Source organism: uncultured Pelagimonas sp. (assembly GCF_947498515.1).
GTDB lineage: Bacteria > Pseudomonadota > Alphaproteobacteria > Rhodobacterales > Rhodobacteraceae > Pelagimonas.
The window spans coordinates 213,829-240,068 of sequence record NZ_CANMKO010000001.1; the positions used below are offsets into that span (position 1 = coordinate 213,829).

Here is a 26,240-nt window from a genome sequence, read left to right on the forward strand (position 1 = left end):
TGCAAAAGTTTTGGGAGCGCCTGTTACTCAACAGGCGCTTTCGCTTTGAGTACGTCGAAGTCTGCGGCGGAGTGTCGTTCGGGCAATTGCTCGTGCTCTTCGCCCCAGAACTTGTTAACCATCCGACCACGCTGAACCGCCGGGCGGGCAGCGATCGCATTGGCCCACCGGACCACGTTCTTGTATTCATGCACCTGTAGGAATTCAGCGGCTTCGTATTGGTTGCCAATCACCAGATTGCCGTACCACGGGAAGATCGCGATATCGGCGATGGTGTAGTCTTCGCCAGCAATAAAGGTGTTGTCGGCCAATTGTTTGTCCAGCACATCCAACTGCCGTTTGACTTCCATAGTAAAGCGATCAATCGGGTATTCCATCGGGTAGGGCGCATAGGCGTAGAAGTGGCCAAAACCACCGCCCAAATACGGCGCGCTGCCCATTTGCCAAAACAGCCAGCTTAGCATCTCTGCCCGATTGTCCGCCTTGCCCAGAAAGGCGTCAAATTTCTCGGCCAGATGCACCAGGATTGCGGCGCTTTCGAAAATGCGCACAGGGGCATCGCCGGAATGATCCATCAGCGCCGGTATTTTCGAATTGGGGTTGGCAGAGACAAAGCCCGAGCCAAACTGATCGCCATCACCGATTTTGATCGGCCAAGCGTCATAGTCGGCGGCGTGACCAGCCTCGAGAAGCTCTTCAAGCATCACGGTGACTTTGACGCCATTGGGGGTCGCCATGGAGTAAAGCTGAAGGGGATGCTCCCCGACGGGCAGGTCTTTGTCATGGGTGGCCCCGGAAACGGGTCGGTTGAGCGAGGCCCATTTGCCGCCATTTTCTTTGTCCCAGGTCCAGATTTTCGGCGGTGTATAGTCTTGTGTCATGCTGCGTGTCCTTTTCCTTTGGGCGCTAACGTAACCCTGTTGAACAAGATTGCCAGCCCTGACGCTTTTGGAATGGGCAATGCACATATCCTGTGCTTTTGTGCGCAAATGACGCATAATCCTGATGACCGCCAGATTGCTATTGTTTTGGGGGCTGCTGTTTGGCCCGGCGGGGAACCATCGCCAAGCCTGCGTCGACGTGCCGAGCACGCCGCCAAGCTTTGGCAGGACGGCATGGTTTCGGCGATTATCGGATCGGGAGGAGTGGGCAAGCATCCACCGTCCGAGGCACAGGTCATCGCCGATATTTGTCGTGCTAAAGGGGTGCCAGAGGCTTGTATCCTGCAAGAGGATAAGGCCACCACAACCGAAGAAAACCTACGATTTTCTGCGCGGCTTTTGGCCGAGCACGGCGCAGTTTCCGCTGTTTTGGTGACCGATGCCTACCACGCTCCACGCGCGCTTTTGGTGGCGCGGCGATTGGGGATGAAGGCCACTGCCAGTTGTCCAAAGATGACCGGAACAACGTGGCGGCGGGTGATCAAGGCCTGGATGCGCGAAATCCCGGCCTTGATCTGGTACGTCTTGCACGGCAAGGGGCGGCCTTAGCGGGTGCCTTAACGAGTGACGGTCACTTTGAGATAGCGGCCGCTATTGCCAACGCCGTAAATGCGCACAAACACCGTGGCCCCGCCGCGCAGCAGATTGCGGGCCGCCGCTGGCTCCATCGTGCCATTCATAATCATCCGTTCCATGATGCCGCGATTTTCCATGCTGCCAAAGAACGGATCCCATTCATCCCCCGGCTGGCTGATGCCAAAGCGGTGATAATTGGCCCGGTCCTGACGCAGGATTTGCCAAGGTTCATTCAGGCGAGCACCCTTGGAATTATAAAGATCATCCTGCCCAATATAGGCGACATAGCTGCCAATGATCTGATCCGCCTGTGCAACAGTCGCGGCCATTGCAGAACTCGCGGCCAGTACCGCAGCAAGTAAAAAGCGTTTCATCCCTGTCTCCAATCTCATGATGTTTCGCGCCCTTCCTTGGCGCAAGTATAGACCGCGACCAAGATCACGTCTTTGACAGTGAACAAAGCTGCAATAACTTACAGGAAAGTTAAGGGATTTGCGTGTCTATCTAATTGACGTCTTTACTGTAAACCCTGTGTTCGGTGAGCATGGCTTCTTGCCCCTATTCCGGTGCGTGTTCCGCTCAAGAGCTGGGACAAGATCAGGATATTGCTGTGCGCCAGGATCAAGTGGCCGCGGCTAAACAGCGTCTTCAAATAGAAAATTACCGTCTAAGAATTGCATTTCGAAACGCAGGACTCGTTTCTTTTAAATATCGGGCATTTGCCCCCGCCCAAAATTTCCGCCAGAGCCATAGGAGTTTGTGTGAGCGATTTTCGCTGCCTTGGATTGAATGGAGGGCGTCGTTGAAGCACCGGGTTGCACGATGTGTCACAGCATTTTGGCTAGACTGAGATATGGCAAGCCAACGACGCTTCGTCGGATTTCAAACCCGATTCCGCGCCAACTTGATTCTGATCTTAAACAGTTAGTGAGTCCAAGGGACCCGGCGGTCGACGGCGAAGTTTTCCGCATAGCCGCGTGCGCGAATGTTGGGTTTGCGTTTGTTGGGTTCAAACACCTGCGCCTCGATCCCATGTTCTTGGGCATAGGAGACGGCGGCTTCTTTGCTTTCGAAGCGCATCTTCACCTGACTTTGAGTGTCACTTGACGAAGTCCATCCCATCAAGGGATCAACTTCGCGACGCGAGGCCGGTGCAAACTCTAGGACCCAAACCTTTGTTTTCCCCTGACCAGAGGACATCGCGGTTTTTGCGGGCTGATAGATGCGTGCAAACATAGTGAAACTCCTTCGTCAAAGCCGGTTATCGGAGATTCCCGCCTTTAGGGCAAGCGCCCAGTCGAGCCCATTTGTCACATATTGCGCGGGGGGGACAAGCAGCGGTTTGACCAAACCCGGGCCACGGGGAGCGAGGGGTGGGTAAATGCAGCGCCAAAGAGCGGTCAAACCATCTGCTTAAGGAAAAGGTACATTTTACACAAACTTTCTAGCAATAGTCTTTTTGGGTCATTCATCTGTGCAAATCTCCGGTTGCTTTGTTAACAAACTGAAAATAAGTGACTTTAGGTTAAGTGCGACATTTTGGTTTGTTTTCACGCACTTGCCGCACAGCAGCATTCAAACCGCTTTGGGGGGTTGAATTGCGACGGAATGAGTACAATTCTACTTTTGTTCTATTGCGGGAATCGCCATGCCTTATGCCCATTCTGACAAAAACATGCCTGTTCTGAATTCCCCGGCCCCGGATGTGAAAACGCGGGAAAAGCTGGAAGGTGGCAAAGAGTTTGTCCTTCATACGGAGTTCAGCCCGGCCGGTGATCAGCCAACAGCCATCACGGAGTTGGCCGGTGGTATCCGCGATGGCGACCGGTCGCAGGTGCTTTTGGGGGCAACGGGTACCGGCAAAACCTTTACCATGGCCAAAGTTATCGAAGAGACCCAGCGCCCTGCCATCATTTTGGCCCCGAACAAAACGCTGGCGGCGCAGTTGTATGGCGAGTTCAAAGGGTTCTTTCCCGACAATGCCGTCGAATATTTTGTGTCGTTTTATGACTACTATCAGCCCGAAGCCTATGTCGCGCGTTCGGACACCTATATCGAAAAAGAGAGCCAGATTAACGACCAGATTGACCGGATGCGGCACTCTGCGACGCGCGCGCTCTTGGAACGCGATGACGTGATTATCGTGGCCTCGGTGTCTTGTATCTATGGCATAGGATCGGTCGAAACCTATGGGGCGATGACCCAGGATTTACATGTCGGCAAGGAATACGACCAGCGCAAAGTCATCGCCGATTTGGTGGCCCAGCAATACAAACGCAACGATCAGGCGTTTCAGCGCGGAACCTTCAGGGTGCGTGGCGATAGCCTAGAAATCTGGCCCGCTCACCTTGAAGATCGCGGTTGGAAGCTGTCCTTTTTTGGCGAAGAACTAGAAGGGATCACCGAGTTTGATCCGCTAACTGGCCAGAAAACCGGTAGTTTCGACCAAATCCGGGTCTATGCGAATTCGCACTATGTGACGCCCAAACCGACGATGCAGCAGGCGGTCATAAGCATCAAAAAGGAGCTGCGTCAGCGGCTTGATCAGCTTGTCGGCGAAGGCAAGCTTTTGGAAGCTCAGAGGCTTGAACAACGTTGCAACTTCGACATCGAGATGCTTGAGGCGACGGGCGTGTGCAACGGCATTGAAAACTATTCGCGCTACTTAACGGGGCGCGCTCCGGGGGAACCGCCCCCCACATTGTTCGAATTTATCCCCGATCATGCTATTGTTTTTGCAGATGAATCCCACGTGTCCGTGCCCCAGATCGGCGGCATGTACAAGGGCGACTATCGCCGCAAATTCACGCTTGCGGAACATGGGTTCCGTCTACCGTCCTGCATGGACAACCGCCCGCTGAAATTCGAAGAATGGGACGCCATGCGCCCGCAGTCGATTTTCGTCTCGGCAACTCCGGCATCCTGGGAGCTTGAGCAATCTGGTGGCGTGTTTACCGAACAGGTGATCCGCCCGACGGGGTTGTTGGACCCGCCGGTGGAAATCCGTCCTGTGGATATGCAAGTCGATGATGTTCTTGATGAAATCCGAAAAGTCACGGCCGAAGGTATGCGCACATTGGTCACCACCCTGACCAAACGTATGGCCGAAGACCTGACCGAATACTTGCACGAACAGGGCATCAAAGTGCGCTACATGCACAGCGATATCGACACGATTGAACGGATCGAAATTCTTCGTGATTTGCGGCTTGGGGCGTTTGACGTTCTGATCGGGATCAACCTGTTGCGCGAAGGTTTGGACATTCCCGAATGCGGATTGGTGGCGATTTTGGACGCGGATAAAGAGGGCTTCTTGCGATCCGAAACCTCGCTGGTCCAGACCATCGGCCGCGCCGCGCGGAATTCCGAAGGGCGTGTCATTATGTATGCGGATCGCGTTACTGGGTCGATGGAACGGGCGATTGGCGAAACCAACCGCCGTCGGACCAAGCAAGAGGCCTATAACGTCGAACACGGGATCACCCCGGAAACGGTGAAAAAGAACGTCGAGGACATTCTGGCGGGTCTCTATAAAGGCGACACCGACCAATCGCGCGTCACCGCAACGATCGACAAGGGCGTCACCGGTGGCAATCTGCAAACCGTTCTCGAAGGCTTGCGCAACGACATGCGCAAGGCCGCCGAAAATCTGGAGTTTGAAGAGGCCGCGCGTCTGCGCGATGAGGTTAAACGGCTCGAGGCCGTTGATCTCGCCGTGGCCGATGATCCGCTGGCACGGCAAGCCGCTGTTGAAGCTGCCTCTGACGCCGCCGTCAAATCACGCGGTCGCTCAACGGCGGGTAAACCGGGGCAACGCGGTGGGGTTAAGCGGCGACGAGGGCGCTAAATAGCGGCCGAAAAGGCCGCCGTCCTCCATTTACCGTAATCCACGGCAGTAGATCTTATTACCTCAAGTTCTTCGAAACCGTCGATCAAACGGAGAACCCGTTTGACGCTTTGACGCTTTGATGCACTTCTGAAGGCATCCATGGACTTGTAGCGATACGCACGATATCCGTTTTTGAAAACTGGCGAGAAGGCATTTTTTTATTTTTCTATGAGTCGAATGCACTACGCGAACTTCCTTTTCATCTTTGTAGCGTATGCTTTTCAAGAATCGTAAATCCAGGTCGGAACTTTGATCAGCCTCACTAAGTTCGTTTAGAGAGCGGTACTGGACCTTACGAACCGTGAATTTTGGCCGGTCGCCAAAAATTCTTTCTATCGCACCTGGCTTCAAATCAATGCGCACTCCATCCGTTCCAGGAGCGAACACTTTCCAATGATGGAAAGTCTGACCTGTCTCAGAAAAGCAAAGTGCATGCAACTTTGCGTTGCCGTTGTCGCTTGACCATTGATCCAAACACGCAACATCGTTCTTATCCTCCCATGACGATGGAGGTAGTAAAGTAAGTTTTTTTTGTCTCCAAAATAGAGATCGCTGAAGACAAAGAAGTGAACCGTTTTAACCCGGAGCCCGCAATTTCTTTCTTGAACCCATGTTAACCTCTTACATCGCTTTTTTGCATTTGTTGTACTTTAAATAAACGCCCGCCGCAGCAAGTTTAGCCCGGCCACCAAAAGCACAAACAACGTCGCCTTTCGAAATGCCTTCTGATCAATTCGGTTGTGCAGGCGCCCGCCAATCCACATGCCGATCACGCCGGGGATGATCATCAGGGCGGAAAACCATACGGTTTCGGCGTTCAAAATCCCGGACCCGATATGCGCCAAGGTGAGCGCCACCGCCCCCAATCCATAGATCACACCCTGAACCCGAATTTGCTCACTCTTCTCGGTCTTAAGCGCCGTTAGGTAGGCAACAACCATTGGCCCCCAGACTCCGGACATGCCGCCAATCGTTCCGGCGCCGATACCGACCAAAACATCCAAACCCGGGCTTTGCTTTACCTCGGGTTGCCACCCGGCCAGTTGCATGAGGCTAAACACGACAATCGGTCCGCCGATCACCGCGAACATCACTTCAACCGGAAGGATCGCAACCAATTGCGATGCCGCAAGGATGCAGACCAAACCGACGATCATAAACAAGCGGAACCGTTTGATCGCTGTCCAGATGCCCCTTGTCCCGCGGCCAAACGCCTGCATGCCATTGGTGACCAAGGTCGGTAGGATCAATCCAGCCAGTGCCAGTTCCGGCGCGATGATGCTCCCTAGCCCTGAAACGAGAATCATCGGCATGGCGAATCCGACCATGCCCTTGACGATCCCGGCCAGAAGGCCAATTCCAAGACAGAGTGAAAGCAGGGGTAAATTTGAGAAAAGCGCATCCATGTGGGTGATTTAGCACGGCTATTCATGCTGCACCGCAAAATTCCACCGCGCAATTTTTGAACTATAGCGCCGCAGCATTAGCATTTTTGTTGCGCTGCATCTGCGAAATGGCTAGACCCTACACAAGACAAGTATAAGGACGCGACACATGGCACATGATGGACAAGACCCGGCCCTTGGCAGTGCGATCCTGCCTGACCTTCTGGCTCTGACCGGCGCGGCGATTGCCCCGGTTGAAACTGTTTTCGAAGCCGCCCGTAGTTCGGTGCGCGAACTGGTGAGCAAAGATGGCCGCGTCTCTGGTGGGCTGATCGAAGCCAACCAAACCGCTGCGCATGGCCTTGCTTGGTTTGCCACATATCTCGAAAGCCTGCGCCAGATGCAGGGCTGGGCAGAACGTCTGCAAGCCGATGGAAAGTTCGGTGAGCTGGAACAGCTCTTGCACCAGATCGCTTTTGGGGAATACCTCTGGCAGATCTATGGCGGGATCCAGATGAACCAGGGCGAAATGGTGCGTCTGCAGGATATGGGCCTGACCCAAGATGACGCCCGCGCCTTGATGTCCGATGCGGTCATGACCCTGACCCAAGGGGCCAACACCCAAGCCGCGCGGACTCGTCTTGTTGACCTGATCCAACAACGCGAAGGTGACATCACCTATGGTGAAACCGGTCTAGATGACGAGCTGGACATGTTCCGCGACCAGATGCGCCGCTACGCCGTCGACAAGGTCGAACCCTATGCGCATGAATGGCACCTCAAGGATGAGCTGATCCCGATGGAAATCATCGAGGAACTGGCCGAAATGGGTGTGTTTGGCCTAACCATCCCCGAGGAATACGGCGGGCTTGGCATGTCCAAGGCGTCGATGTGCGTTGTCTCCGAGGAACTCTCGCGCGCTTATATCGGTGTTGGCTCGCTTGGCACACGCTCCGAAATCGCGGCCGAGTTGATCATTGCCGGTGGTACCGAAGAACAAAAACAGAAATGGCTGCCAGCTTTGGCAAGTGGTGAAAAACTGCCCACAGCGGTGTTTACCGAACCCAATACCGGCTCTGATCTTGGCTCGCTGCGCACACGCGCGGTCAAGGACGAAAACGGCGATTGGAAAGTCACCGGCAACAAGACCTGGATCACCCACGCCGCCCGAACCCACGTGATGACACTTTTGGCGCGTACCGACCCAGAGACCAGCAATTACAAAGGCTTGTCGATGTTCTTGGCAGAGAAAACGCCGGGTGACGACGAAAACCCCTTCCCAACCGAAGGTATGACCGGCGGCGAGATCGAAGTGCTTGGTTATCGCGGTATGAAGGAATACGAGCTGGGGTTCGATAACTTTCACGTCAAAGGCGAAAACCTTTTGGGCGGCGAAACCGGCAAAGGTTTCAAGCAGCTGATGGAGACCTTTGAAAGCGCCCGTATCCAAACCGCGGCCCGTGCCATTGGTGTGGCGCAGTCGGCCATGGATGTGGGGATGAAATACGCCCAAGATCGCAAGCAATTCGGCAAATCCTTGATCGATTTCCCGCGTGTGTCTGGCAAGATCGCTATGATGGCGACCGAAATTATGGTTGCGCGTCAGTTGTCGTATTTCTCGGCCCGTGAAAAAGACGAAGGCCGCCGTTGTGACCTTGAGGCTGGCATGGCCAAGCTTCTCGGCGCGCGCGTGGCGTGGGCGGCGGCGGATAATGCGCTGCAAATTCATGGCGGTAACGGCTTTGCCTTGGAATACACCGTGTCTCGCATTCTGTGTGATGCCCGTATTCTCAACATCTTTGAAGGCGCTGGCGAAATTCAGGCGCAGGTCATCGCCCGTCGCCTGCTCGGCTAAGACCTACAGTTCACTCTCCAACTTATGGCCCCACGCGTCTTTCGCATGGGGCCTTTTCTTTGTTGTCCTCGTGTCAGGAAAACTCAGGGGGCAATTGGGAAATACGGGCCGTCCAGCACGGTAAAACATGATCCGGATCAAGGTATGCATTCCGCATTTGTGATGTGTCAGGGGCAAATCACGATAGGAGACCACCATGAGCTGGAACGACAAGCTTTCTGAAACCAAATCGCAACTCAAACAATTGGGTGCCATGATCCCCGATACGGTTGCCGGGTTTGGGGCGATCGGCAAAAGCGTCAAGAAAGACGGCGCATTGACCTTTAAGGAAAAGGAATATGTTGCCTTGGGGATCGCGGTCGCAACCCGTTGTGAACCTTGCATTTTGTTTCACACCGAAGCTCTGGTGAAACTGGGCGCGACCCGTGACGAGGTCTCAGAAGTTCTCGCAACCTGTATCCAAATGGCAGGCGGTCCGGGGTTGATGTATTCGGGCAAAGCCCTTGAGGTGTTTGACGAGTTGAGCGCCAAATAGCTCCTGCGTCAGCCTGTCGCGACGGAAACGCAGTTACATTCCGTATCAAGAATGTAACTGCCAACCAAATGGAGGAGACAGATCATGATCCGTTTCGCATTACCGCTTTTGTTCGTCGCTGGAACCGCTTTTGCCCAACAGCAAATGCCCGGAGCGCATTTCATTGAAAACTGGGATCTCAACGAAGACGGTCAGGTCACCGTGGCCGAAGCGGCCGAAAGGCGCGGCGATGTCTTTGTCACCTTTGATTCCAATGACGATGGCTTCTTAGATGCCGAGGAATACGTGGCCTTTGATGAGGCCCGCGAAAGCGACATGCGTGAACATGCGCAAGAAGGCAAAGAAGGCAAAGGCCTTGGACGCCACGCGGCCGACGATCTGCGCCTTGAGGTCAACGATCTCGACAAGGATGGCAAGGTCAGCCGCGACGAGTTCGTCAGCCGGGCTGAGGCTTGGATTGAGATGATGGACACAAACGGCGACGCCGTGATCACCACCGATGATTTCCGCAAAGGGCGCGGCAAAGGTGGTGGCATGGGTAAAGGCAAAGGTCAGGGGCAAGGCCAAGGAAAGGGCTAACCACGAAAAAGGCCACCCGGAATTCTGGGTGGCCTTTTGTTATTTCAGATCGATGGTGTGTTAGCCGCGTAACTCGCCACCTGTGGCTTTGCTAACCTTCTGAATGATTTTCTCGGCCACAGCCTCGATATCTTTTTCTTTCAGTGTCTTATCGGTCGGCTGTAGACGAACCGTGATAGCCAGAGACTTCTTGCCATCTCCAAGATTGCCACCAATGAATTCGTCAAACACCCGCACCTCTTCGATAAGGGCTTTGTCCGCGCCAGCGGCTGCATTGACGAGGGTCAGCGCCTCGACGCTGTCATCGACCACAAAGGCAAAGTCGCGTTCAACCGCCTGCAAATCGTTCTGCATCAACGCAGAGCGGGTGGCGTTGGATTTGCGCGGCAGGGGCACGTTTTCAGGGTAAAGAACAAAGGCAACAGCGGGGCCTTTGACACCCATTTCGTCCAACACTTTCGGGTGCAATTCGCCAAAGACCCCCAAGACTTTCTTGGGCCCAAGGCAAATGCGACCGTGACGGCCCGGATGCCACCAGCCTTCGCCACCGCGTAGGATTTGCACCTTGGCGGGTGCGCCAATAGCTGCCAAAGCGGCTTCGGCATCGGCTTTAACATCAAACAGATCAACGGCGCGCATCGCCCCGTGGACGTCCTTCGGACCGCTGCGACCAACCAAAAGGCCAGCAACCTGCAAGTTTTGTTCACCGGGTTCGCCGCCTTCAAAGGCGTGACCAACTTCAAACAAGGCCAAATCCGCATAGCCGCGGGCCTGATTGCGGGCCGCGGCCTGCAACAGTCCGGGAAGCAAAGATGGGCGCATGTGGCTCATCTCGGAACTGATCGGATTGGCCAGCATGGTTGCGTCATTGCCACCGCCAAATAGCGTCGCTGCGGCCTTGTCGATGAACGTGTAGGTCACACATTCGTTGTAGCCCAGCGTCGCAATTGTACGCCGCGCGGTGCGTTCGCGTTTTTGCATCGGCGACAGGATCGGCTTGGGGATGCCATTTTGCAGGCGGGGCAGGGGCTTGCCCACGAGCTTGGTCAGCGACGCAATCCGCGCCACTTCCTCAACCAGATCGGCCTCACCTTTGACATCGGCGCGCCAGCTTGGCACATGGGCCTGATCGCCTTCCATACGGAAGCCAAGCGCGGTCAATGTCTGACGCTGCTCGGCCTCGGGGATGTCCATTCCGACCAGTGAAATCACGCGTTTCGCATCCAAACGATAGCTCCGCGATACGTCAGGCACCTGACCGGCGGTGATGACTTCGGAGGCTTCGCCGCCACAGAGATCAAGGATCATCTGGGTCGCGTCTTCAATCGCCTGCATATTGTACGCAGGGTCGATGCCACGTTCGTTGCGATAGCGCGCATCAGAGTTGATCTTGAGCGCACGACCGGTATGGGCGATCTGGATGTGATCCCAAACCGCCGCCTCTAGGAACACATTTGTGGTTTCTTCGGTACAGCCTGTCGCCAAACCACCCATGATGCCACCAATGCTTTCGATTCCGCGGTCATCGGAAATGACAACTTGACCGGCTTTGAACGTGTATTCTTTTTCGTCCAGACCAACCAATGTGTCGCCATCCTTGGCGCGATGGACGCGCAGATCGCCCGACACTTTGTCAGCGTCAAACACATGCAACGGACGGTTACGATCAAAGGTGAAGAAGTTGGTGATATCCACCAGTGCCGAAATCGGGCGCAGGCCAATGGCGGTCAAACGCTGTTGCAACCATTCGGGCGAGGGGCCGTTTTTGACGCCTTTGATCAAACGACCGGCAAAGACTTCACAGCCGTTTTCGCGCGTGTCGTCGTCAATCGTGACGTTGATTGGGCTTTTGAACGAGCCGGCAACGGCGTCGACCTTGAGCGGCTTCAACGTGCCAAGACCACGTGCCGCGAGATCACGGGCAACGCCATGCACGCCCAGCGCATCCTGCCGGTTTGGCGTAATGGCGATCTCGATCACCGGATCAATTTTTTCGGGGCTGTTGGCGGCAAGCCAATCGGTGAACTTGTCACCGACATTGCCGCTGGGTAGCTCGATGATGCCGTCGTGATCATCACCCAGCTCAAGCTCTTTCATCGAAGCCATCATGCCGTGGCTTTCGACGCCGCGAATTTTGCCAACGCTTAGCGTTATGTCGAGGCCGGGCACATAGTCACCGGGTTTGCAAAGCACGACGGTGATGCCCTCGCGCGCGTTGGGGGCACCACAAACGATCTGTTTGTCACCTTCATTGGTGGCCACGGTGCAAACGCGCAACCGGTCGGCATCGGGGTGCTGTTCGGCGTGCGTCACCTTGGCAATGGTGAAATTCGCCAGCGCCTTGGCTGGGTCTTCGATGCCTTCGACCTCAAGCCCGAGATCGGTCAGCGTCTCGGCGATCTCATCGACCGAGGCCGTGGTGTCGAGATGGTCTTTGAGCCAGGAAAGAGTGAATTTCATGTGCCAGCGCCTCGGGTATTGGAATGGGTGTGTCTAACGGTTGGGATGTCCTTACCGGATAGACGATTGGGTGAAAAGAGGCTGGTGCATGTAAGTCGGCTATGCCTGCTGCACTAGTTCAATTCTGCCCGCATGGATCGGGTCAAAGGCCCTATGCAATCGCCAATCGTAAGGGTGAAACCGGTCGGGAAAGCGGGGCGGTCAAAGCTTATCACCGCTGTTCCCCAATCCATCGACGGTTGGCCTTCGGGGCGCATCATCGACACCGCGCATTGATCCGGCCCTGTCCCGATCCAAAGCGCGCCATGCACGCCGCGATTGTCGTAGTTGCCAGCAAGGCCGGGGATCACCAGCTCGGCGCGGGTTCCCGTTTCGGTGATAAAGGAAAAGATCGCCGCCCCGGCTTTTTCGTCCTCATAGATGACGTCACCAGTGGTCGAGGTCCAAACCTCATCCGCCGTGGCGGTGGTGGCGATGAGCGATAGGGCAAGTATTGTGCGGAACATGGCGGGCCTCTGAGGTTGGGATAGCCTCAGAGTGGCACGGGAGGGCTATTCAAGCGAGGATTATTCAACGTTTGTGTGGCCTACGAAGGGTAGCCCCAGACCGCGGGTGGGGGAGAAGCCCCCGCCGTTTTGTCGAAGACAAACCTATGGTTTGATGGGGGCGGTCGGGGGCTGCCCGGCTTGAGGCCGGGCGAAATCATTATCGTGGTCGTTTGTCGCGGAACACAAGTTCCCCACCTATCTTATTGTATGTTTAAGAACAAAGCCCACGCTATCCCAATTAAGGGAAGAGCGATCAACAGATTTGCCCATACCGGTTGGGTCAATTGCAGCGGAACGCTAAGGATCAGCAAACTCACCAGTTTGGGTTTGGCCCCCGTCTTTGCAAGCTTTTGACACCACTGCCAATAGGCAGCCAAAAACCTGCTAAGACACAGCATTACTTACTCAAACCACCATGCAGCGTCGGCACGTCAAGCGGCGTAAACCCGTAGTGCTTGAGCCAACGCAGATCGCTGTCAAAGAAGGCGCGCAAGTCGGGGATGCCGTATTTCAGCATGGCTAGGCGGTCGATGCCGATGCCAAAGGCAAAGCCCTGGTATTCCTTAGGATCAACGCCCGCGTTTTCCAAAACCTTCGGGTGAACCATGCCGGAGCCGAGGATTTCCATCCAATCGTCACCTTCGCCAACCTTGAGCACGCCATTTTCCCATGAACACTGAATATCGACCTCGGCCGATGGTTCGGTGAAGGGGAAATGCGAGGCGCGGAAGCGCAGTTCGACGTGATCAACTTCGAAAAACGCTTTCACGAACTCTTCGAGACACCATTTCAGGTTGGCCATCGAGACGTCTTTGCCAATGCACAGGCCTTCGACCTGATGGAACATCGGTGTGTGCGTCTGGTCGTAATCGGCGCGATAGACGCGGCCCGGTGCGATGATGCGGATCGGCGCGCCTTGCGCTTCCATCGAGCGGATTTGAACCGGCGAGGTATGGGTGCGCAGGATATGTGGCGGACGATCATCGCCCTCGGCGCGGTTCATATAGAACGTGTCCATCTCGGCGCGGGCCGGATGGTGGCTTGGGATGTTCAGCGCGTCAAACACGTACCAATCGGTGTCAATCTGCGGGCCCTCGGCCACGGCAAAGCCCATGTCGGCAAAGATCGCGCTGACTTCTTCGGTGACCTGTGAAATCGGATGGACCGACCCTTGCCTTTGGGGGCGGGCCGGCAGCGTCACATCAAGCCATTCATTCGCCAGACGAGCATCCAACGCCGCATCGGCCAAGGCCGCCTTTTTCGCCGCAAGCGCCGCGTTGATTTCATCCTTGAGCGCATTGAGCGCCGGGCCGGCAACTTGGCGTTCCTCGGGTGTCATTTTACCCAATGAGCGCATTTGCAGGCTGATCTCGCCCTTCTTGCCCACGGCCTGAACCCGCAGCTCTTCGAGCGCGGCCTCATCGCCAGCGGTGTTGATAAGGTCGAGATATTTGGTTCTCAGATCATCCATGTCACGGCTCCAGAATACGCCTGAGACGGGTTACAGAGGCAGGCCGCAAGTGGCAAGGGTGCTGCGCGTGCCATCCCCAGAAATATGACGTTTTGGGCGCAAAGCAGCGGTCTTGCGGATTACAGATTGATCTGGTCGGCGGCGAAAAGCGCTTTGGCCCGCAAACGGATCGCAATGGCGACAAAGCCAAGGCAAATCCAGAACACCTGAATCAACATGGCACCGAGGTTGAAGTTTTGGGCCAAACTGACCAAAACCATCATCGCGCCAAAGATATTCAGGGCGAAAAACGTGATCCCCTGGCTCGAGATTATGCGAAACGTGACCAGTGTGTAGTTGGTCAGGTATAGGCAAAACCCGATGACCCCACACCCGGTCGAAACGGCCGGTGGCAAAGTCAAAAGAAAAGTGATCAGGGGATCAAAAAGCATTGTGTTTCAATCAAGTGCAGACATTAAATATGGCTTCAATGCCTATGGCGTTGTTTGAATGTGCCCTATCCCCAATTGGGGACAATCGCCCTAGAGGTCAGGAATACAGTACCTGTCACTGTTGACAGCAAGGTCATGCCCGGCCGCCCGTGCCACCAGCCATGGCCAGTTGGTGATATGGTGGTAATGCCCCTTTTCTAACAGCGCCGTCAGAGTTGCATTTGGCAGGTGATCCGCTAGCATTTCAGCCCCTTGCACCGGTGCAACATTGTCGAGATCCCCTTGGAAAATCTCGGTTGGGACAGGGATGTCATGCACGTCAAAATCCCAACCTTGGGCGTTTAGAAGGTTTTCCTCGACCATGCCTTCGAGCCCTTGCGCGGTGCGTTGGGCCAGCATTTCGGCAGTACGTCGTCGAATGGTGGGATGTGACAAGATTTCGATGTCATCGGGGCTTCTGGCGCGGTTGCAGTAGCGGTCAAAATACCGATCACGGTTTTGCAAGATCGAACGAACCAGAAATGGAATGACCTGCCGCAGCATCGACGGCCAATGCCGCCCTAGAATGCTTGACATATGGTAGAATTGATCAAGTTCCCGCCAGTTTTCGTGGCGATATTCCGGATAGGCGGCCGAAGACAAGACGATCTTGTCCACACGGTCTTGGAGATCGTGGGCAACGCCCAAAGCGGTGCCAGACCCAAAAGACACTGAGAGAATTGAAAACCGGTCAATCTTCAGATGGGCCAGCAGCTGTTCAATATCGGTCGAAAACTCGCGCAGGGATGACATGATTTTCAGGTCTGACCGAAAACCTCCCGGTCTGCAGGGGGAAATTAGTTGGACACCATGCCGTTCGAGTATGCCAGAGCAAAGGTCAGGATAGCCGAGCATGTCAATTGTCACCCCAGACAGAGCATCAAAAACCAGAACCGGTTTGCCCGTAGCGGGGCCAAGGCGAAAGAACTCTAGGTTGCGGCCGTCCCGGAGCTGTAGCATCTGGCGGACTTGGTATTCTTCGCCCAACCGCAATTCACGACGGCGCAACATGGCAAGCGGCGTGGTGGTTAGCGCAGAGGTCAGTTCTGGTTGGCTATGCAACCCGGTTTTTTCGTAGATGCGTTTTAGGTAGGTGCGTGCGCTTTCATACGAAATTCCCATCTCTGACGCCGCTTGGCGAAGGTCATTCCCGGACGTAACCAATCCTACCAACTGGGATTCACGGTTGGTGAGGCTATGGGACTGAACAAAGCTACTCAGGCTGCCATTGTGACCCTGGCCCGATGAAATTAAAACCGCAGAAGCCATGGACGGAAACCCAATGGTCTCAGCCTCTTGGCGAGGCAAGAGCATCAGATTTCGCTGGCTGCCGGTTTCCAGTTGGAGCTGATGAGCGACCCCAGTTTGGTTGCAGGTGCGAACCCAATTCGACAGAGGTTTGGCCTCACCCTGTTCCGGCAAAAGCAACGGCAATGCGTCGTTCGCATCCGCTGGCAAAATCTCCTGCATGGACCGATTGGCCATCAAAACCTGCCCCGTGTCGTCCAACATGGCCACGCCAAAGGAAAAGCTGTTGAGAACGGAGGACAAATAAGCCTCTTTCTCTTGAAGATCGACCATCCGTTTTGAAATGCTAAAAGCCCGTTTGAAATGCAGGGATAGGTTGGCTAGCCCCTTGGCATTGGCGTCTTCGAGGTAACGACTATCCCGCGCGCGCTGAACCTCTTCGGTCAATTCCAATATCAACTCTGGCCAAAGTGAATTGTCCAAAGATGCCTCGTAAACAAGGTGGGTTAGTTGTTCGAAACGTTCTTCCATGTCACCCAATGCCATTGCCAGATCGGGTTAGGTTAAGCTTTTAGAGGTATTTGGAAAAGTCGGGTAATACCCCATCGTGACACCCGTAGCTGTAAAGAACTTCAAATGAAGGGGCGGTAAAGTTTCACGATATCTATTTGGTGTCCTGTCGTATTCGACATCGTTGAGATTAGGGTCCATTGAGTTCAATCCAATGTCGCGCTTCACCTCAAAATTGAGCGGTGACTATGTCTAATCAATTTTTGCTGACCGACGCGCAAGTGACGCCTCTTGACCCTTTTTCGGAATCCCCCGAGAGGGAGCTCGAACTGGGATGACCAGCAAGCTTCACGGCTTTTGTCACAGCCTGGTGCGGTCTGAGTAGCTGCTTGTGCCCGATGCTCGGGCCATCACTTTTGGTCAATGGTCAGCGGTTTTATTGGTGTATTAGCTCTATTGAGCGGATTGCCAGACGGGGAATGGCCTCTAGGAGGATGTGGTTTTAATGCCGATTGGCTCAAAGAGGCCATGAAAGACAAAGGGATACAGGCTTAACTTACTGGCTTGAGCTCCAGTTGGAGACGGCAGGCACCACTAAAGTCGGCGCAATCTCCCCTCTCATGACTTTGATAGGCAAGACCCTGCCGGGCAGTGATCAATATCATGTCCGGCAGGCTCAAAGATTGGCGACACATTGCGATAGATATCCATGAGCTTTCTTAACGACCATCGCGAGCGCCGCTCTCGTCATCTCCCAATCCATGAGGCCAGAGCCTAACCTGATGCCGTTGTTTGGGCTAAAATGCCCAAACCTAGTTATTGGCATGCTTCAAAACGAACCTATGCGGCCGCTTGATCTTGCGATCTTCGAAGTTTGAATTGCGAAATGAGTTGTGTCAGCGATCGGGCATCCCCATCCAGCCTGTGACTGGACTGATTGGACTGCTGTGCCATAGCAGCGTTTTCTTGGGTGACTCGATCAAGATGTGTAACGCCAGAATTGATTTCAGTCAGGCTGGTTGCTTGTTGCATCGTACCTTCAGTAATTGCCGACATCAGACGTGAAATCTCGCTGATCTGCTTCACAATTTCACCTAGTGCAATTCCGGCGTTACCAACCAGTTTCACTCCGTGATCGACCTGTTCGGTACTGTTGCCAATCAGGGCTTTGATCTCTTTTGCAGATTCCGCAGATTGCTGTGCGAGGGCCCGAACCTCCGACGCCACAACAGCAAAACCGTTTCCGGCTTCGCCTGCGCGTGCAGCTTCTACACCGGCATTCAGAGCCAAAAGGTTTGTTTGGAAGGCGATATTGTCGATAACGCCAATGATCTGATTAATGTGGCTGGCGCTGTTCTCAATTTCGTTCATCGCCTCGACAGCGTTTTGCACAACGTGTCCACTATTCTCGGCACCTTGCTTGGCTTGCAGGATGCTGGATTCGACACTTTTTGTGCCTTCGGCTGCAGACCCGACACTGTTGGTTAGCTCTTCAAGGGCGGCGGCGGCTTGCTCTAGGGTAGCAGCCTGGCTCTCAGTTCGGTTTGACAGGTTGTCTGACGCGCGCGCGACGTCATGAGAACCGCGTTGAATGCCCGTCGCGACATCGACAACTTTTTCCATAGTTGTGTTCAATGTTTCGATTGTGCGATTGAAATCATCCTTGAGCTTGGTGTGGCTTTCTGGAAAGTCCTCGGAAATTTCACAAGTCAAATCCCCTTCGGCCAGCAAAGCTAGGTTTTCTGTCAATACCGTAACAATGCGTTCAGATTGCTCTTGGCTGCTTTGTGCTTGCAATTGCGCATCTTGGGCGATTTCGGCGTGTTCAACGGCTTCGCGTCTTTTGGTCTCAACCTCGACATCGGCGGCCTGTTTTTTCAAGATGTTGGCCAACAACACGCTGGTTTCCATGACAACAATCACGGCATGCATAACAGTTCGGCCAAGGTTGGTTGCCAAAGTGCCGTCCGGATAAACCAATGCAGGCAAGAGGACAGTCAAGGACAAGTGGTGAACCGCAATTATTGCGGCAGTAAAGAACAAGGCCTTGGCATTGTAGAGAGTTGACGCAACAGCGATCGCAACAAAATACAACATGTGGGAATCAATTTGCCATGGGTGCCCGGTAAAGGAAATTGTGAGCAAAACGCAATGCGCGACAAACGTGAAAGCGATCACGTAGGGTGCGATCGTTTTGGGGATGCGTCCCGCAGTTAGCGTCAGACCTAAAATGGCAAGGCTGACAGCGGCCAAGAGCCACCATGCGATCACAGGGTTGAGAAACACTGCGACGAGCGTCGGCCAAGGGGCCATCGCAAAGCTTGCCATGAGTTGTAGCCTGAACTCTTTGTCGCCGGATGGCGCGTTTACACCTTTGGTGAACATAGGTTTGCAACCCTTTTTCCATCTAGCAAAAACCATGCCCCGCTTTCCCTGAGATATTGCAGGTCTTGCGGGGTGTTGATCACGGTCAGTCCACCAAGAGGTGCGCGGATAGGGTAGGTTTCGCTTAAACCGGATTGTGCAATTACATCAGAGGCATGAGGCCCCCAAGGGTAAGATACAACCAGTATTAGGTCGGAGTCTTGGACTCCCGAACCCGCGAGAATTATCGCAAAGGCAGACAGGCTAAGCATAAAGGATGCGCCTAGCGTTGCCAGTATGAGGCCAACCGTTTTCATGGAACTAGGCCTAGGGAGAAGGTCTTAAATTTGCATGACCTGAGTCACTTTCCGGGTATGAAAATAGGCTTTTGCCAGACAAATATCTTGAAAAATTAATCGAATTTAGACGGGGTTAAAGGGCGGCCCAATCGTTGTAGCGGTACTGTTTTGGTGCGCGGGGGCCGGGCGTGGGCAGGCGTGGTGCGTCTTGGGTAGGTTGGTTATGTTTATCAGCCATTGTCTTGTCCTCCTGAATACCAAGGTGGGGGCAAAACGATCGTCTGTGTAGTCATGTTTCACTTACCTGCCAGGGATGTGAGCACAGCGTGACAGAAAAGAAAAAGGCCGGAACATGAATGCCCGGCCTCGTCCCAATACGATGACCCGGCCAATTAGGCCAGTTCGATATCCGATGCGCTTTCGCGGCCATCACGGCCAGAACGCAGTTCGTAAGAAACCTTTTGGTTGTCTTGCAGGCCGGTCAGGCCAGAACGCTCAACTGCTGAGATGTGAACAAAGATGTCTTTGCCGCCATCATCGGGTGCAATAAATCCATAACCTTTGGTGGTGTTGAACCACTTTACGGTACCTGTTGCCATATCATGTTCCCTTCAGGGTTGCTGCTGCCCACGGAGTTGCGGCAGCCCGGCGTCGTCGTCTTTTTCGAGACTGGTGCCGGATAGGGAAACAGTGGTCGAGGTAGAGAGTAGCGCGGTTGGTATGCCAGAGAATCCCTGTTCTGTAAAGGGATTGGTACATCTCAGGCGGGTGGGGTGGTGTGTCCAGAAGTTGAATAATCGATAAAAAATGGCGTTCGCTAAAGAGCGAAAATACAAGAATTCAATCGCTGCGAGAGCCGATCGTTGTCTTTTTGGGGGGGGAAGGCGGGCCGTTTTGCGTATGTTACAACATCGCGAAAACGGCCCGCCTAAGATCAGCGGACGAATTTTTTGAATTTGACCCGCGTCGGTTCCAAAGCGGCCTCGCCAAGGCGGCGCTTCTTGTCTTCTTCGTAGTCCTCAAAGTTGCCTTCGAACCATTCCACATGCGCCTCACCTTCAAAGGCGAGGATGTGGGTACAAATCCGGTCAAGGAAGAAACGGTCGTGCGAAATGACAACCGCGCAACCGGCAAAGTCGGTCAGGGCATCTTCGAGCGCACGAAGGGTTTCAACGTCCAGATCGTTGGTCGGTTCGTCGAGGAGTAGAACGTTGCCACCAGACTTCAACAAACGTGCCATGTGAACGCGGTTCCGCTCACCGCCCGACAGTTTGCTAACCGGTTTCTGTTGATCACCGCCCTTGAAGTTGAATGACGAACAATAGGCGCGTGAATTGACCTCGGCATCGCCAAGTTTGATGATTTCAGCGCCGCCAGTGATGGCTTCCCAAACGGTTTCGCCGTCAATCAAATCGTCGCGTGACTGGTCTACATAGGACAGCTGAACCGTATCGCCGAGCTCGATCGAACCACCGTCCGGTGTTTCATGTTCTGTCAGCATTTTGAATAGCGTCGATTTACCCGCGCCGTTCGGACCGATCACACCGACAATGCCGCCTGGTGGCAGGCTAAAGCTCAGATCTTCGATCAACAGCTTGTCACCCATGGCTTTTTTGAGGTTCTCGACCTCGATCACCTTGGACCCGAGGCGGGGGCCGTTGGGGATGATAATCTGAGCACGGCCAACTTTTTCGCGCTCGGATTGGCCGGCCATCTCTTCATAGGCGGCAATACGAGCCTTGGATTTCGCCTGACGCGCTTTGGCCCCTTGCTGCATCCATTCCAATTCGCGTTCCAGAGTTTTCTGCTTGGATTTGTCCTCGCGGGCTTCTTGTGCCAAACGCTTGGCTTTTTGATCCAGCCACGCAGAATAGTTGCCCTCGTAGGGAATGCCGCGGCCACGATCCAATTCCAAAATCCAGCTGGTGATATCGTCAAGGAAATACCGGTCATGGGTGATGATCAGAATGGTGCCTTTGTAGTCAATCAGGTGATTTTGCAGCCATGCGATCGTTTCGGCGTCCAAATGGTTGGTCGGTTCGTCGAGCAACAGCATATCAGGCGCTTCGAGCAACAGTTTGCACAAGGCAACCCGGCGCTTTTCACCACCAGAGAGATTGGCCACATTAGCGTCATCAGCCGGACAACGGAGCGCTTCCATGGCGACGTCGATCTGACTGTCGAGATCCCAAAGGTTCTGGGCGTCGATCTCATCTTGGAGCTTGGCCATTTCGTCGGCGGTTTCGTCCGAGTAATTCATCGCCAGCTCATTGTAGCGATCAAGAATATCTTTCTTGGCCTTCACGCCAAGCATGACATTGCCACGCACATCAAGGCTTTCGTCTAGATGAGGCTCCTGAGGTAGGTAGCCAACTTTGGCCCCGTCTGCGGCCCAAGCTTCGCCTACAAAGTCTTTATCGATTCCCGCCATGATTTTCATCAGGGTCGATTTACCGGCACCGTTGACGCCGACGACACCGATTTTCACACCGGGGAGGAAGCTTAGTCGAATGTTTTCAAAGCACTTTTTTCCACCCGGATAGGTCTTGGATACACCATCCATGTGATAGACATACTGGTAAGACGCCATGGGTCATTGCTCCGCTGAGAATTTCGTGTTGCCCGCCGGAGTAGCGCGTTGTGCGCCTCGGCGCAATCGGCCAGTGTTTTGCCAACATCAGCGTGGCGGGTCCTCTGCGTTAACCATTAATTCGATGTAAAGGTTTCCTTGGTTTTTTGGGTGCTATGACCGGCCCGGCGGGGCCCTAAAAGGCGTTGCCGGAGGCCGATTTGTTTATCGCCGAACCCGAAAAACGACCCAAACCCAAACCACCTTTTGGTGGCAAAAGACGGCTGTTTTTGGCCGTCGTTTTGCCGGTGTTTTGGGTGTCGTTTGTTTTTTCCGGGCTGGGATTGTGGCTGACATGGCCTGATCCCGCGATGTTTGTCAGCGCCTCTGAGGTGGAAATGGCGCAAAAAAAGCTCTTAGTGATTTTGGGGGCTGTGCCGATTGCGGTGTTGGTGGCCACCACTCTGCTTTGTTTCAGAGAAGCGCATCGTAACACCATTCAAGTTGCAGCTTTGACACGCGACATGGCTGACCTTGCCTTCTCTGAAGGCTGGGACCGTCCAGTGGGCGACATAGAGCCAGCGGATTTGCAGAGCGTCTATAGTGAACTGAAAAAGCGTCTAAAGGCCAATCGTGACAGGGCCGAAGAAACCCAAGAGTGGGCGGCAGAAATGGCAATGGTCATGGAGCAGTTGGGGGGCAGTTTGCGCAAATTGTCGGCCGGTGATCTTGAGTGTCAGATGACCGAGCCAATGGCAGCGGACTATGAGCCCCTGCGCGCGGATTTCAATCAGACGGTTGATTCCTTGGCCACGATCATCTCAGAACTCGCGACAAGCGCTGAATCCATTGATCGCGATGCGGCGATGCTGAGTGAAGGTGCCGATAACCTATCGCACCGAACCGAAAACCAAGCCGCCACGCTTGAACAAACAGCCGCAGCGATGGAACAAATTACATCAAGCGTAGCGTCCACCGCAAATGGGGCCGGGAAAATTGTAACGGCCATGGCTCAGGCGCGCGAAAAGGCGCAATGCGGCGAAACGGTGCGTGGCCGTGCCGTAGAGGCCATGGGGGCGATCGAGCAGTCGTCTATTCAAATATCTCAAATTATTCAGGTCATCGAGGAAATAGCCTTTCAAACCAATCTCTTGTCGTTGAATGCGGGGGTCGAGGCCGCGCGGGCAGGGGATGTTGGGCGGGGCTTTGCTGTGGTGGCCGCAGAAGTGCGCGCGCTTGCCCAAAGATCCTCGGATAGTGCTTCTGAAATCCGAGAATTGATCGAAGAATCCAACAATAATGTGAGCCACGGAGTGATTCTGGTTTCCGAAATGGGACAATCAATCGAAGAGATTCTTGATGGGGTCACAGAAGTCACGGCTGGCGTCGAAAACATCGCAAGCGGGGCCTCGGAACAGGCGACGGGGTTGTTGGAAATCAACAATGGCATCACGCTTTTGGATCAGGTGACGCAGCAAAACGCGGCCATGGTAGGCGAGAGCGCGGCCGCTGGTCGGGCTTTGCGCGACAAAGCGGTGAACATCCGGGCGCTTGTGACGCAATTTAAGTTGCGATCTTCTGGAAAAACGGCCGAAAGCCCACACATGCAATTGTTTGATGATTGGAGCCAAGATGCGACTGGGTCACGCCGACCGCAACCCGCCGCGCGCAAGCGTGCCGTTGGCGGCCCCCATCCTTGGCAGGATTTTTGAAGTCGATCACGCATGCTAAGGGTCTTTGGTTTCTTGCAGTCCACGCGCCGACCCCCTATCCCAAACGCAATCGCGCGATAAGGGAAACAACACGTGGCGAAGTGGCTAGAAGGTGTGAACTTGGCGCGCGGTATGCGTGTCGGCGTTTTGGGCGGGTCTTTTGATCCACCGCATCAAGGGCACGTGCATCTCTCCAACGAGGCGCTCAAGCGGTTCGATTTGGAAAAAATTCTATGGCTTGTCAGTCCTGGAAATCCTCTGAAACCCAACCCCCCGGCTCCGATTGAAAAACGCATGGCGGCGGCGCGCGCGTTGATTGATCACCCGCGTATTTTGGTGAGCGATTTCGAAGAAAGGCACCAAACCCGCTATACTTTCGAAACACTGAGCGCGCTTAAGTCTGTGTGGCCGGGGGTGAATTTTGTGTGGCTAATGGGGGCGGATAATCTTTTCCAGTTCCATCGTTGGGAAAACTGGCGCGGCATCATGACGACGATGCCGGTCGGTGTATTGGCGCGGCCTAAATTGCGCATCGCGGCGCGGATGTCCGTGACATCGCGGGTCTTTAGTGCCGCCCGTCTGCCAAGCAAACAAGCCCGACTTCTGGCATGTGGACCGGCCCCGCGCTGGAGCTTTGTGAATATGCCAATGTCCGGGATCAGCTCGTCTCAAATTCGTGAAACTGGCACTTGGAACCACAGTGATTAAGGCGTTTAATCACAAGGCAGTGAAGATTGCCCGGTTGCCCAAAGCCAATGACTCAGCTTAGATCGTAATATGACCAAACAGATTTCAAGACGACTATTTTTGGGTGGCGCTGCCGGGTTTTCAATGGGCAGCATGGCGACGTCTCTATGGGCCAACGCGCCGGAACGGTCGCTTAGGCCAGTCGCAAGATCCGCGGACTTGCTCAAAGAGCTGCAAAAACCGGCGGAACAGTTGGTCGAGGCGGCTAAACTGGGCGGGCGTGTCGGGTTTGCTGTGGCCGATGTTGAAACCGGTAAACTTCTGGAAGAGCGCGAACCGACATTGGGGCAGCCGCCTGCGAGCGTTGCCAAGGCGTTGACCGCTGCGTTTGCTTTGGACGTTTTGGGCGCAGATTTTCGGTTTGAAACCCGCGTTTTGGCGACCGGGGTGATTGTAGATGGCGTTGTTCAGGGGGATTTGGTGCTGGCGGGTGGGGGCGACCCGACGTTGGACACCAACGCGTTGGCCAGTTTGGCCGCAACTCTAAAGGCGGCCGGTGTTAACGGGGTCAAAGGTGACTTCAAAGTTTGGGGCGGCGCTCTCCCGCATTTGCGCGACATCGATCAAAGCCAACCGGACCATGTGGGATACAACCCGGCGGTGTCGGGGCTGAACCTGAATTACAATCGGGTTCACTTTGAATGGAAACGCGCCAATGGCAACTACGCGGTAACGATGCAGGCGCGGTCAGATGCGCATCGACCCAATGTCAACATGGCGCAGATGAAGGTGATCGCGCGCGACGTACCCATCTACACCTACGAAGATCGCGCCGGTGTCGACAATTGGACCGTTGCGCGTGGCGCTTTGGGCAAAGGTGGCGCGCGCTGGCTCCCTGTTCGCAAGCCCGAGATTTATGCCGGCGAGGTATTTCAAAGCTTTGCACGGGCGCAGGGCATCAAACTCTCCGCTCCTATTGTGACGGATCAAAAACCCACAGGGGATGTTTTGGCCAAGGTGCAAAGTGCGCCGTTGTCACGTCTTTTGAAAGATATGTTGAAATGGTCCACCAATCTGACGGCTGAAGTTGTCGGATTGACCGCATCGCAAAAACAAAGCGGCCGCGCCATGACATCTTTGGCGGGCTCTGCTGCGCAAATGAACGCCTGGTCAAACGCGGCATTTGGATTGCAGTCGGTGGCCTTGGTGGATCATTCAGGTCTAGGTGAAAGCAGCAGGATAAGCGCCGGGGACATGATGCTGGCCTTGCAGCAACTGAGGAAATCAAACGAGCTGAAGCCCTTGCTTAAGCCGTTCAAAATGCTGGATAAAAAGCGCAAAGAGATCAAGGATCACCCGCTTTCAGTACATGCCAAGACCGGAACCTTGAATTTTGTCAGCGGCTTAGCGGGATATGTGGACTTGCCCGATGGGCGCGAATTGGTGTTCGCCATTTTCGCAGCCAACTTCGACAAACGGGCGGCGCTTAAGAAATCTGAGAGAGAACGCCCGCCCGGCGGTCGTGAGTGGAACCGACGGGCGAAACGTTTGCAACAAGAGCTGATCGAGCGCTGGGGAATTGTCTATAGCGGCTGATATAAACCGTTAGTTGTGAATGACAACTTTCATGTTTGATTTGCCGACTCGCTGGGTCAATTCAAATAGGCGTGCGGCGTGATCAGGGTGCAAGCGCACACATCCGGCAGAGGCGGGGCGGCCCAGGCGGCTGATCTGGTTGGTTCCGTGAATGGCATAATTGCCACTGAAAAAGATCGAATAGGGCATCGGCGCGTTATTGTAGAGGCTGGATTTATGATAGCGGGACAGCCACTTGGCGCTCCAAGAGCCGCGCGGAGTGTATTTGCCTTTGCGCGCGGTTGAAACAGGCCAGCGGTAGGCAACCTTGCCATTGTGGATAACGGTCATCGTTTGTGATGAGACGTCAACCTTGGCAACAAGAGCGGCAGCAAAGCTTGTTGCGGGTAGCGCGAAAAGCATCGCGATGGTCAATAATGTGGCGAAAATCCGGTTCATAATGTCCCTCCAGAAATCAAAGCAGCGTGGCAATAATGCCTGAAGGAACTATACGATAATGTTAACCTCAGGTCAGTCAGGGAAACCTGACCTGAGGGCTGAAACGTC

General features: G+C 54.5%; 21 protein-coding genes. 8 read left to right on the top strand and 13 right to left on the bottom strand.

The annotated features are described in order from the left end of the window. Positions 1 to 23: 23 nt before the first annotated feature. Entirely contained in the window at positions 24 to 881 is an 858-nt protein-coding gene (gene yghU, locus Q1A43_RS01190) for a glutathione-dependent disulfide-bond oxidoreductase (RefSeq protein WP_299931818.1), read from the bottom strand. A gap of 108 nt (positions 882 to 989) precedes the next feature. Here yghU and Q1A43_RS01195 point away from each other — a divergent pair, with 108 nt between their 5' ends. Next, the gene (locus Q1A43_RS01195; protein ID WP_299929554.1) at positions 990 to 1,490 is read left to right on the top strand and encodes a YdcF family protein; all 501 of its coding nucleotides are present in this window, start codon (positions 990 to 992) and stop codon (positions 1,488 to 1,490) included. A gap of 8 nt (positions 1,491 to 1,498) precedes the next feature. On the opposite strand, the gene Q1A43_RS01200 is transcribed toward Q1A43_RS01195, so the two are convergent. Both Q1A43_RS01200 and Q1A43_RS01205 read right to left on the bottom strand, forming a co-directional pair. After that, a complete protein-coding gene (locus tag Q1A43_RS01200) occupies positions 1,499 to 1,891 on the bottom strand; it encodes a hypothetical protein (RefSeq protein ID WP_299929552.1) in 393 nt (130 codons plus the stop codon). A 550-nt stretch (positions 1,892 to 2,441) separates the two neighbouring features. After that, a complete protein-coding gene (locus Q1A43_RS01205; RefSeq protein WP_299929551.1) occupies positions 2,442 to 2,753 on the bottom strand; it encodes an ETC complex I subunit in 312 nt (103 codons plus the stop codon). Positions 2,754 to 3,165: 412 nt separating this feature from the next. Between Q1A43_RS01205 and uvrB the strand changes: the two genes are divergently transcribed. After that, positions 3,166 to 5,364 (top strand): excinuclease ABC subunit UvrB, encoded by a 2,199-nt coding sequence (gene uvrB, locus Q1A43_RS01210; RefSeq protein WP_299931819.1) that lies wholly within the window; start codon positions 3,166 to 3,168, stop codon positions 5,362 to 5,364. 692 nt (positions 5,365 to 6,056) lie between these two features. On the opposite strand, the gene Q1A43_RS01215 is transcribed toward uvrB, so the two are convergent. Further along, complete coding sequence (locus tag Q1A43_RS01215) at positions 6,057 to 6,812, bottom strand: sulfite exporter TauE/SafE family protein (RefSeq protein WP_299931821.1); 756 nt, start codon at positions 6,810 to 6,812, stop codon at positions 6,057 to 6,059. A gap of 148 nt (positions 6,813 to 6,960) precedes the next feature. Between Q1A43_RS01215 and Q1A43_RS01220 the strand changes: the two genes are divergently transcribed. The 3 genes from Q1A43_RS01220 to Q1A43_RS01230 all read left to right on the top strand — a co-directional run bounded on the left by Q1A43_RS01220 (position 6,961) and on the right by Q1A43_RS01230 (position 9,760). After that, entirely contained in the window at positions 6,961 to 8,646 is a 1,686-nt protein-coding gene (locus Q1A43_RS01220; RefSeq protein WP_299931823.1) for an acyl-CoA dehydrogenase family protein, read from the top strand. Positions 8,647 to 8,842: 196 nt separating this feature from the next. Further along, positions 8,843 to 9,181, top strand: coding sequence for a carboxymuconolactone decarboxylase family protein (locus Q1A43_RS01225; protein WP_299931825.1), 339 nt, complete (start codon positions 8,843 to 8,845; stop codon positions 9,179 to 9,181). An 84-nt stretch (positions 9,182 to 9,265) separates the two neighbouring features. Beyond that, positions 9,266 to 9,760 (top strand): EF-hand domain-containing protein, encoded by a 495-nt coding sequence (locus Q1A43_RS01230; RefSeq protein ID WP_299929534.1) that lies wholly within the window; start codon positions 9,266 to 9,268, stop codon positions 9,758 to 9,760. A gap of 60 nt (positions 9,761 to 9,820) precedes the next feature. Here the strand turns inward: Q1A43_RS01230 and pheT are convergent, their stop codons facing one another. The 8 genes from pheT to ettA all read right to left on the bottom strand — a co-directional run bounded on the left by pheT (position 9,821) and on the right by ettA (position 21,720). Next, the gene (pheT, locus tag Q1A43_RS01235) at positions 9,821 to 12,220 is read right to left on the bottom strand and encodes a phenylalanine--tRNA ligase subunit beta (protein ID WP_299931827.1); all 2,400 of its coding nucleotides are present in this window, start codon (positions 12,218 to 12,220) and stop codon (positions 9,821 to 9,823) included. A gap of 113 nt (positions 12,221 to 12,333) precedes the next feature. Continuing rightward, entirely contained in the window at positions 12,334 to 12,726 is a 393-nt protein-coding gene (locus Q1A43_RS01240; RefSeq protein WP_299931829.1) for a hypothetical protein, read from the bottom strand. 439 nt (positions 12,727 to 13,165) lie between these two features. Continuing rightward, positions 13,166 to 14,239 carry a phenylalanine--tRNA ligase subunit alpha gene (gene pheS / locus Q1A43_RS01245; protein ID WP_299929525.1) on the bottom strand — a complete coding sequence of 358 codons (1,074 nt, stop codon included), beginning with the start codon at positions 14,237 to 14,239 and terminating at the stop codon, positions 13,166 to 13,168. Positions 14,240 to 14,358: 119 nt separating this feature from the next. Then, on the bottom strand, positions 14,359 to 14,670 hold the full coding sequence (locus Q1A43_RS01250; protein WP_299931831.1) for a hypothetical protein: 312 nt from the start codon (positions 14,668 to 14,670) through the stop codon (positions 14,359 to 14,361). A gap of 90 nt (positions 14,671 to 14,760) precedes the next feature. Then, the gene (locus tag Q1A43_RS01255; RefSeq protein ID WP_299931833.1) at positions 14,761 to 16,488 is read right to left on the bottom strand and encodes an alpha/beta fold hydrolase; all 1,728 of its coding nucleotides are present in this window, start codon (positions 16,486 to 16,488) and stop codon (positions 14,761 to 14,763) included. A gap of 819 nt (positions 16,489 to 17,307) precedes the next feature. Continuing rightward, on the bottom strand, positions 17,308 to 18,852 hold the full coding sequence (locus tag Q1A43_RS01260; RefSeq protein ID WP_299931835.1) for a methyl-accepting chemotaxis protein: 1,545 nt from the start codon (positions 18,850 to 18,852) through the stop codon (positions 17,308 to 17,310). A gap of 670 nt (positions 18,853 to 19,522) precedes the next feature. After that, a complete protein-coding gene (locus tag Q1A43_RS01265) occupies positions 19,523 to 19,729 on the bottom strand; it encodes a cold-shock protein (RefSeq protein ID WP_299929360.1) in 207 nt (68 codons plus the stop codon). Between the two features lie 335 nt (positions 19,730 to 20,064). Then, positions 20,065 to 21,720, bottom strand: a complete 1,656-nt coding sequence (ettA, locus tag Q1A43_RS01270) for an energy-dependent translational throttle protein EttA (RefSeq protein ID WP_299931837.1) — start codon at positions 21,718 to 21,720, stop codon at positions 20,065 to 20,067. 200 nt (positions 21,721 to 21,920) lie between these two features. On the opposite strand from ettA, the gene Q1A43_RS01275 reads away from it, so the two are divergent. The 3 genes from Q1A43_RS01275 to dacB all read left to right on the top strand — a co-directional run bounded on the left by Q1A43_RS01275 (position 21,921) and on the right by dacB (position 25,694). Next, a complete protein-coding gene (locus tag Q1A43_RS01275) occupies positions 21,921 to 23,411 on the top strand; it encodes a methyl-accepting chemotaxis protein (RefSeq protein WP_299931839.1) in 1,491 nt (496 codons plus the stop codon). 93 nt (positions 23,412 to 23,504) lie between these two features. After that, on the top strand, positions 23,505 to 24,119 hold the full coding sequence (locus Q1A43_RS01280) for a nicotinate-nucleotide adenylyltransferase (RefSeq protein WP_299931841.1): 615 nt from the start codon (positions 23,505 to 23,507) through the stop codon (positions 24,117 to 24,119). Between the two features lie 69 nt (positions 24,120 to 24,188). Further along, entirely contained in the window at positions 24,189 to 25,694 is a 1,506-nt protein-coding gene (dacB, locus tag Q1A43_RS01285; protein ID WP_299931842.1) for a D-alanyl-D-alanine carboxypeptidase/D-alanyl-D-alanine-endopeptidase, read from the top strand. A 9-nt stretch (positions 25,695 to 25,703) separates the two neighbouring features. Here dacB and Q1A43_RS01290 read toward each other — a convergent pair whose 3' ends face one another. Continuing rightward, on the bottom strand, positions 25,704 to 26,132 hold the full coding sequence (locus tag Q1A43_RS01290) for a L,D-transpeptidase (RefSeq protein WP_299929375.1): 429 nt from the start codon (positions 26,130 to 26,132) through the stop codon (positions 25,704 to 25,706). Between the last annotated feature and the right edge of the window lie 108 nt (positions 26,133 to 26,240).

What these genes read in the sequence shown, in the direction of transcription:
- Q1A43_RS01255 (WP_299931833.1), bottom strand. Translation starts at nt 16,488, where the DNA reads ATGGAAGAACGTTTCGAACAACTAACCCACCTTGTTTACGAGGCATCT.
- Q1A43_RS01260 (WP_299931835.1), bottom strand. Translation starts at nt 18,852, where the DNA reads ATGTTCACCAAAGGTGTAAACGCGCCATCCGGCGACAAAGAGTTCAGG.
- yghU (WP_299931818.1), bottom strand. Translation starts at nt 881, where the DNA reads ATGACACAAGACTATACACCGCCGAAAATCTGGACCTGGGACAAAGAA.
- Q1A43_RS01220 (WP_299931823.1), top strand. Translation starts at nt 6,961, where the DNA reads ATGGCACATGATGGACAAGACCCGGCCCTTGGCAGTGCGATCCTGCCT.
- Q1A43_RS01290 (WP_299929375.1), bottom strand. Translation starts at nt 26,132, where the DNA reads ATGAACCGGATTTTCGCCACATTATTGACCATCGCGATGCTTTTCGCG.
- Q1A43_RS01230 (WP_299929534.1), top strand. Translation starts at nt 9,266, where the DNA reads ATGATCCGTTTCGCATTACCGCTTTTGTTCGTCGCTGGAACCGCTTTT.
- pheT (WP_299931827.1), bottom strand. Translation starts at nt 12,220, where the DNA reads ATGAAATTCACTCTTTCCTGGCTCAAAGACCATCTCGACACCACGGCC.
- ettA (WP_299931837.1), bottom strand. Translation starts at nt 21,720, where the DNA reads ATGGCGTCTTACCAGTATGTCTATCACATGGATGGTGTATCCAAGACC.
- Q1A43_RS01250 (WP_299931831.1), bottom strand. Translation starts at nt 14,670, where the DNA reads ATGCTTTTTGATCCCCTGATCACTTTTCTTTTGACTTTGCCACCGGCC.
- Q1A43_RS01200 (WP_299929552.1), bottom strand. Translation starts at nt 1,891, where the DNA reads ATGAAACGCTTTTTACTTGCTGCGGTACTGGCCGCGAGTTCTGCAATG.
- Q1A43_RS01195 (WP_299929554.1), top strand. Translation starts at nt 990, where the DNA reads ATGACGCATAATCCTGATGACCGCCAGATTGCTATTGTTTTGGGGGCT.
- uvrB (WP_299931819.1), top strand. Translation starts at nt 3,166, where the DNA reads ATGCCTTATGCCCATTCTGACAAAAACATGCCTGTTCTGAATTCCCCG.
- dacB (WP_299931842.1), top strand. Translation starts at nt 24,189, where the DNA reads ATGACCAAACAGATTTCAAGACGACTATTTTTGGGTGGCGCTGCCGGG.
- Q1A43_RS01215 (WP_299931821.1), bottom strand. Translation starts at nt 6,812, where the DNA reads ATGGATGCGCTTTTCTCAAATTTACCCCTGCTTTCACTCTGTCTTGGA.
- Q1A43_RS01265 (WP_299929360.1), bottom strand. Translation starts at nt 19,729, where the DNA reads ATGGCAACAGGTACCGTAAAGTGGTTCAACACCACCAAAGGTTATGGA.
- Q1A43_RS01205 (WP_299929551.1), bottom strand. Translation starts at nt 2,753, where the DNA reads ATGTTTGCACGCATCTATCAGCCCGCAAAAACCGCGATGTCCTCTGGT.
- Q1A43_RS01225 (WP_299931825.1), top strand. Translation starts at nt 8,843, where the DNA reads ATGAGCTGGAACGACAAGCTTTCTGAAACCAAATCGCAACTCAAACAA.
- pheS (WP_299929525.1), bottom strand. Translation starts at nt 14,239, where the DNA reads ATGGATGATCTGAGAACCAAATATCTCGACCTTATCAACACCGCTGGC.
- Q1A43_RS01240 (WP_299931829.1), bottom strand. Translation starts at nt 12,726, where the DNA reads ATGTTCCGCACAATACTTGCCCTATCGCTCATCGCCACCACCGCCACG.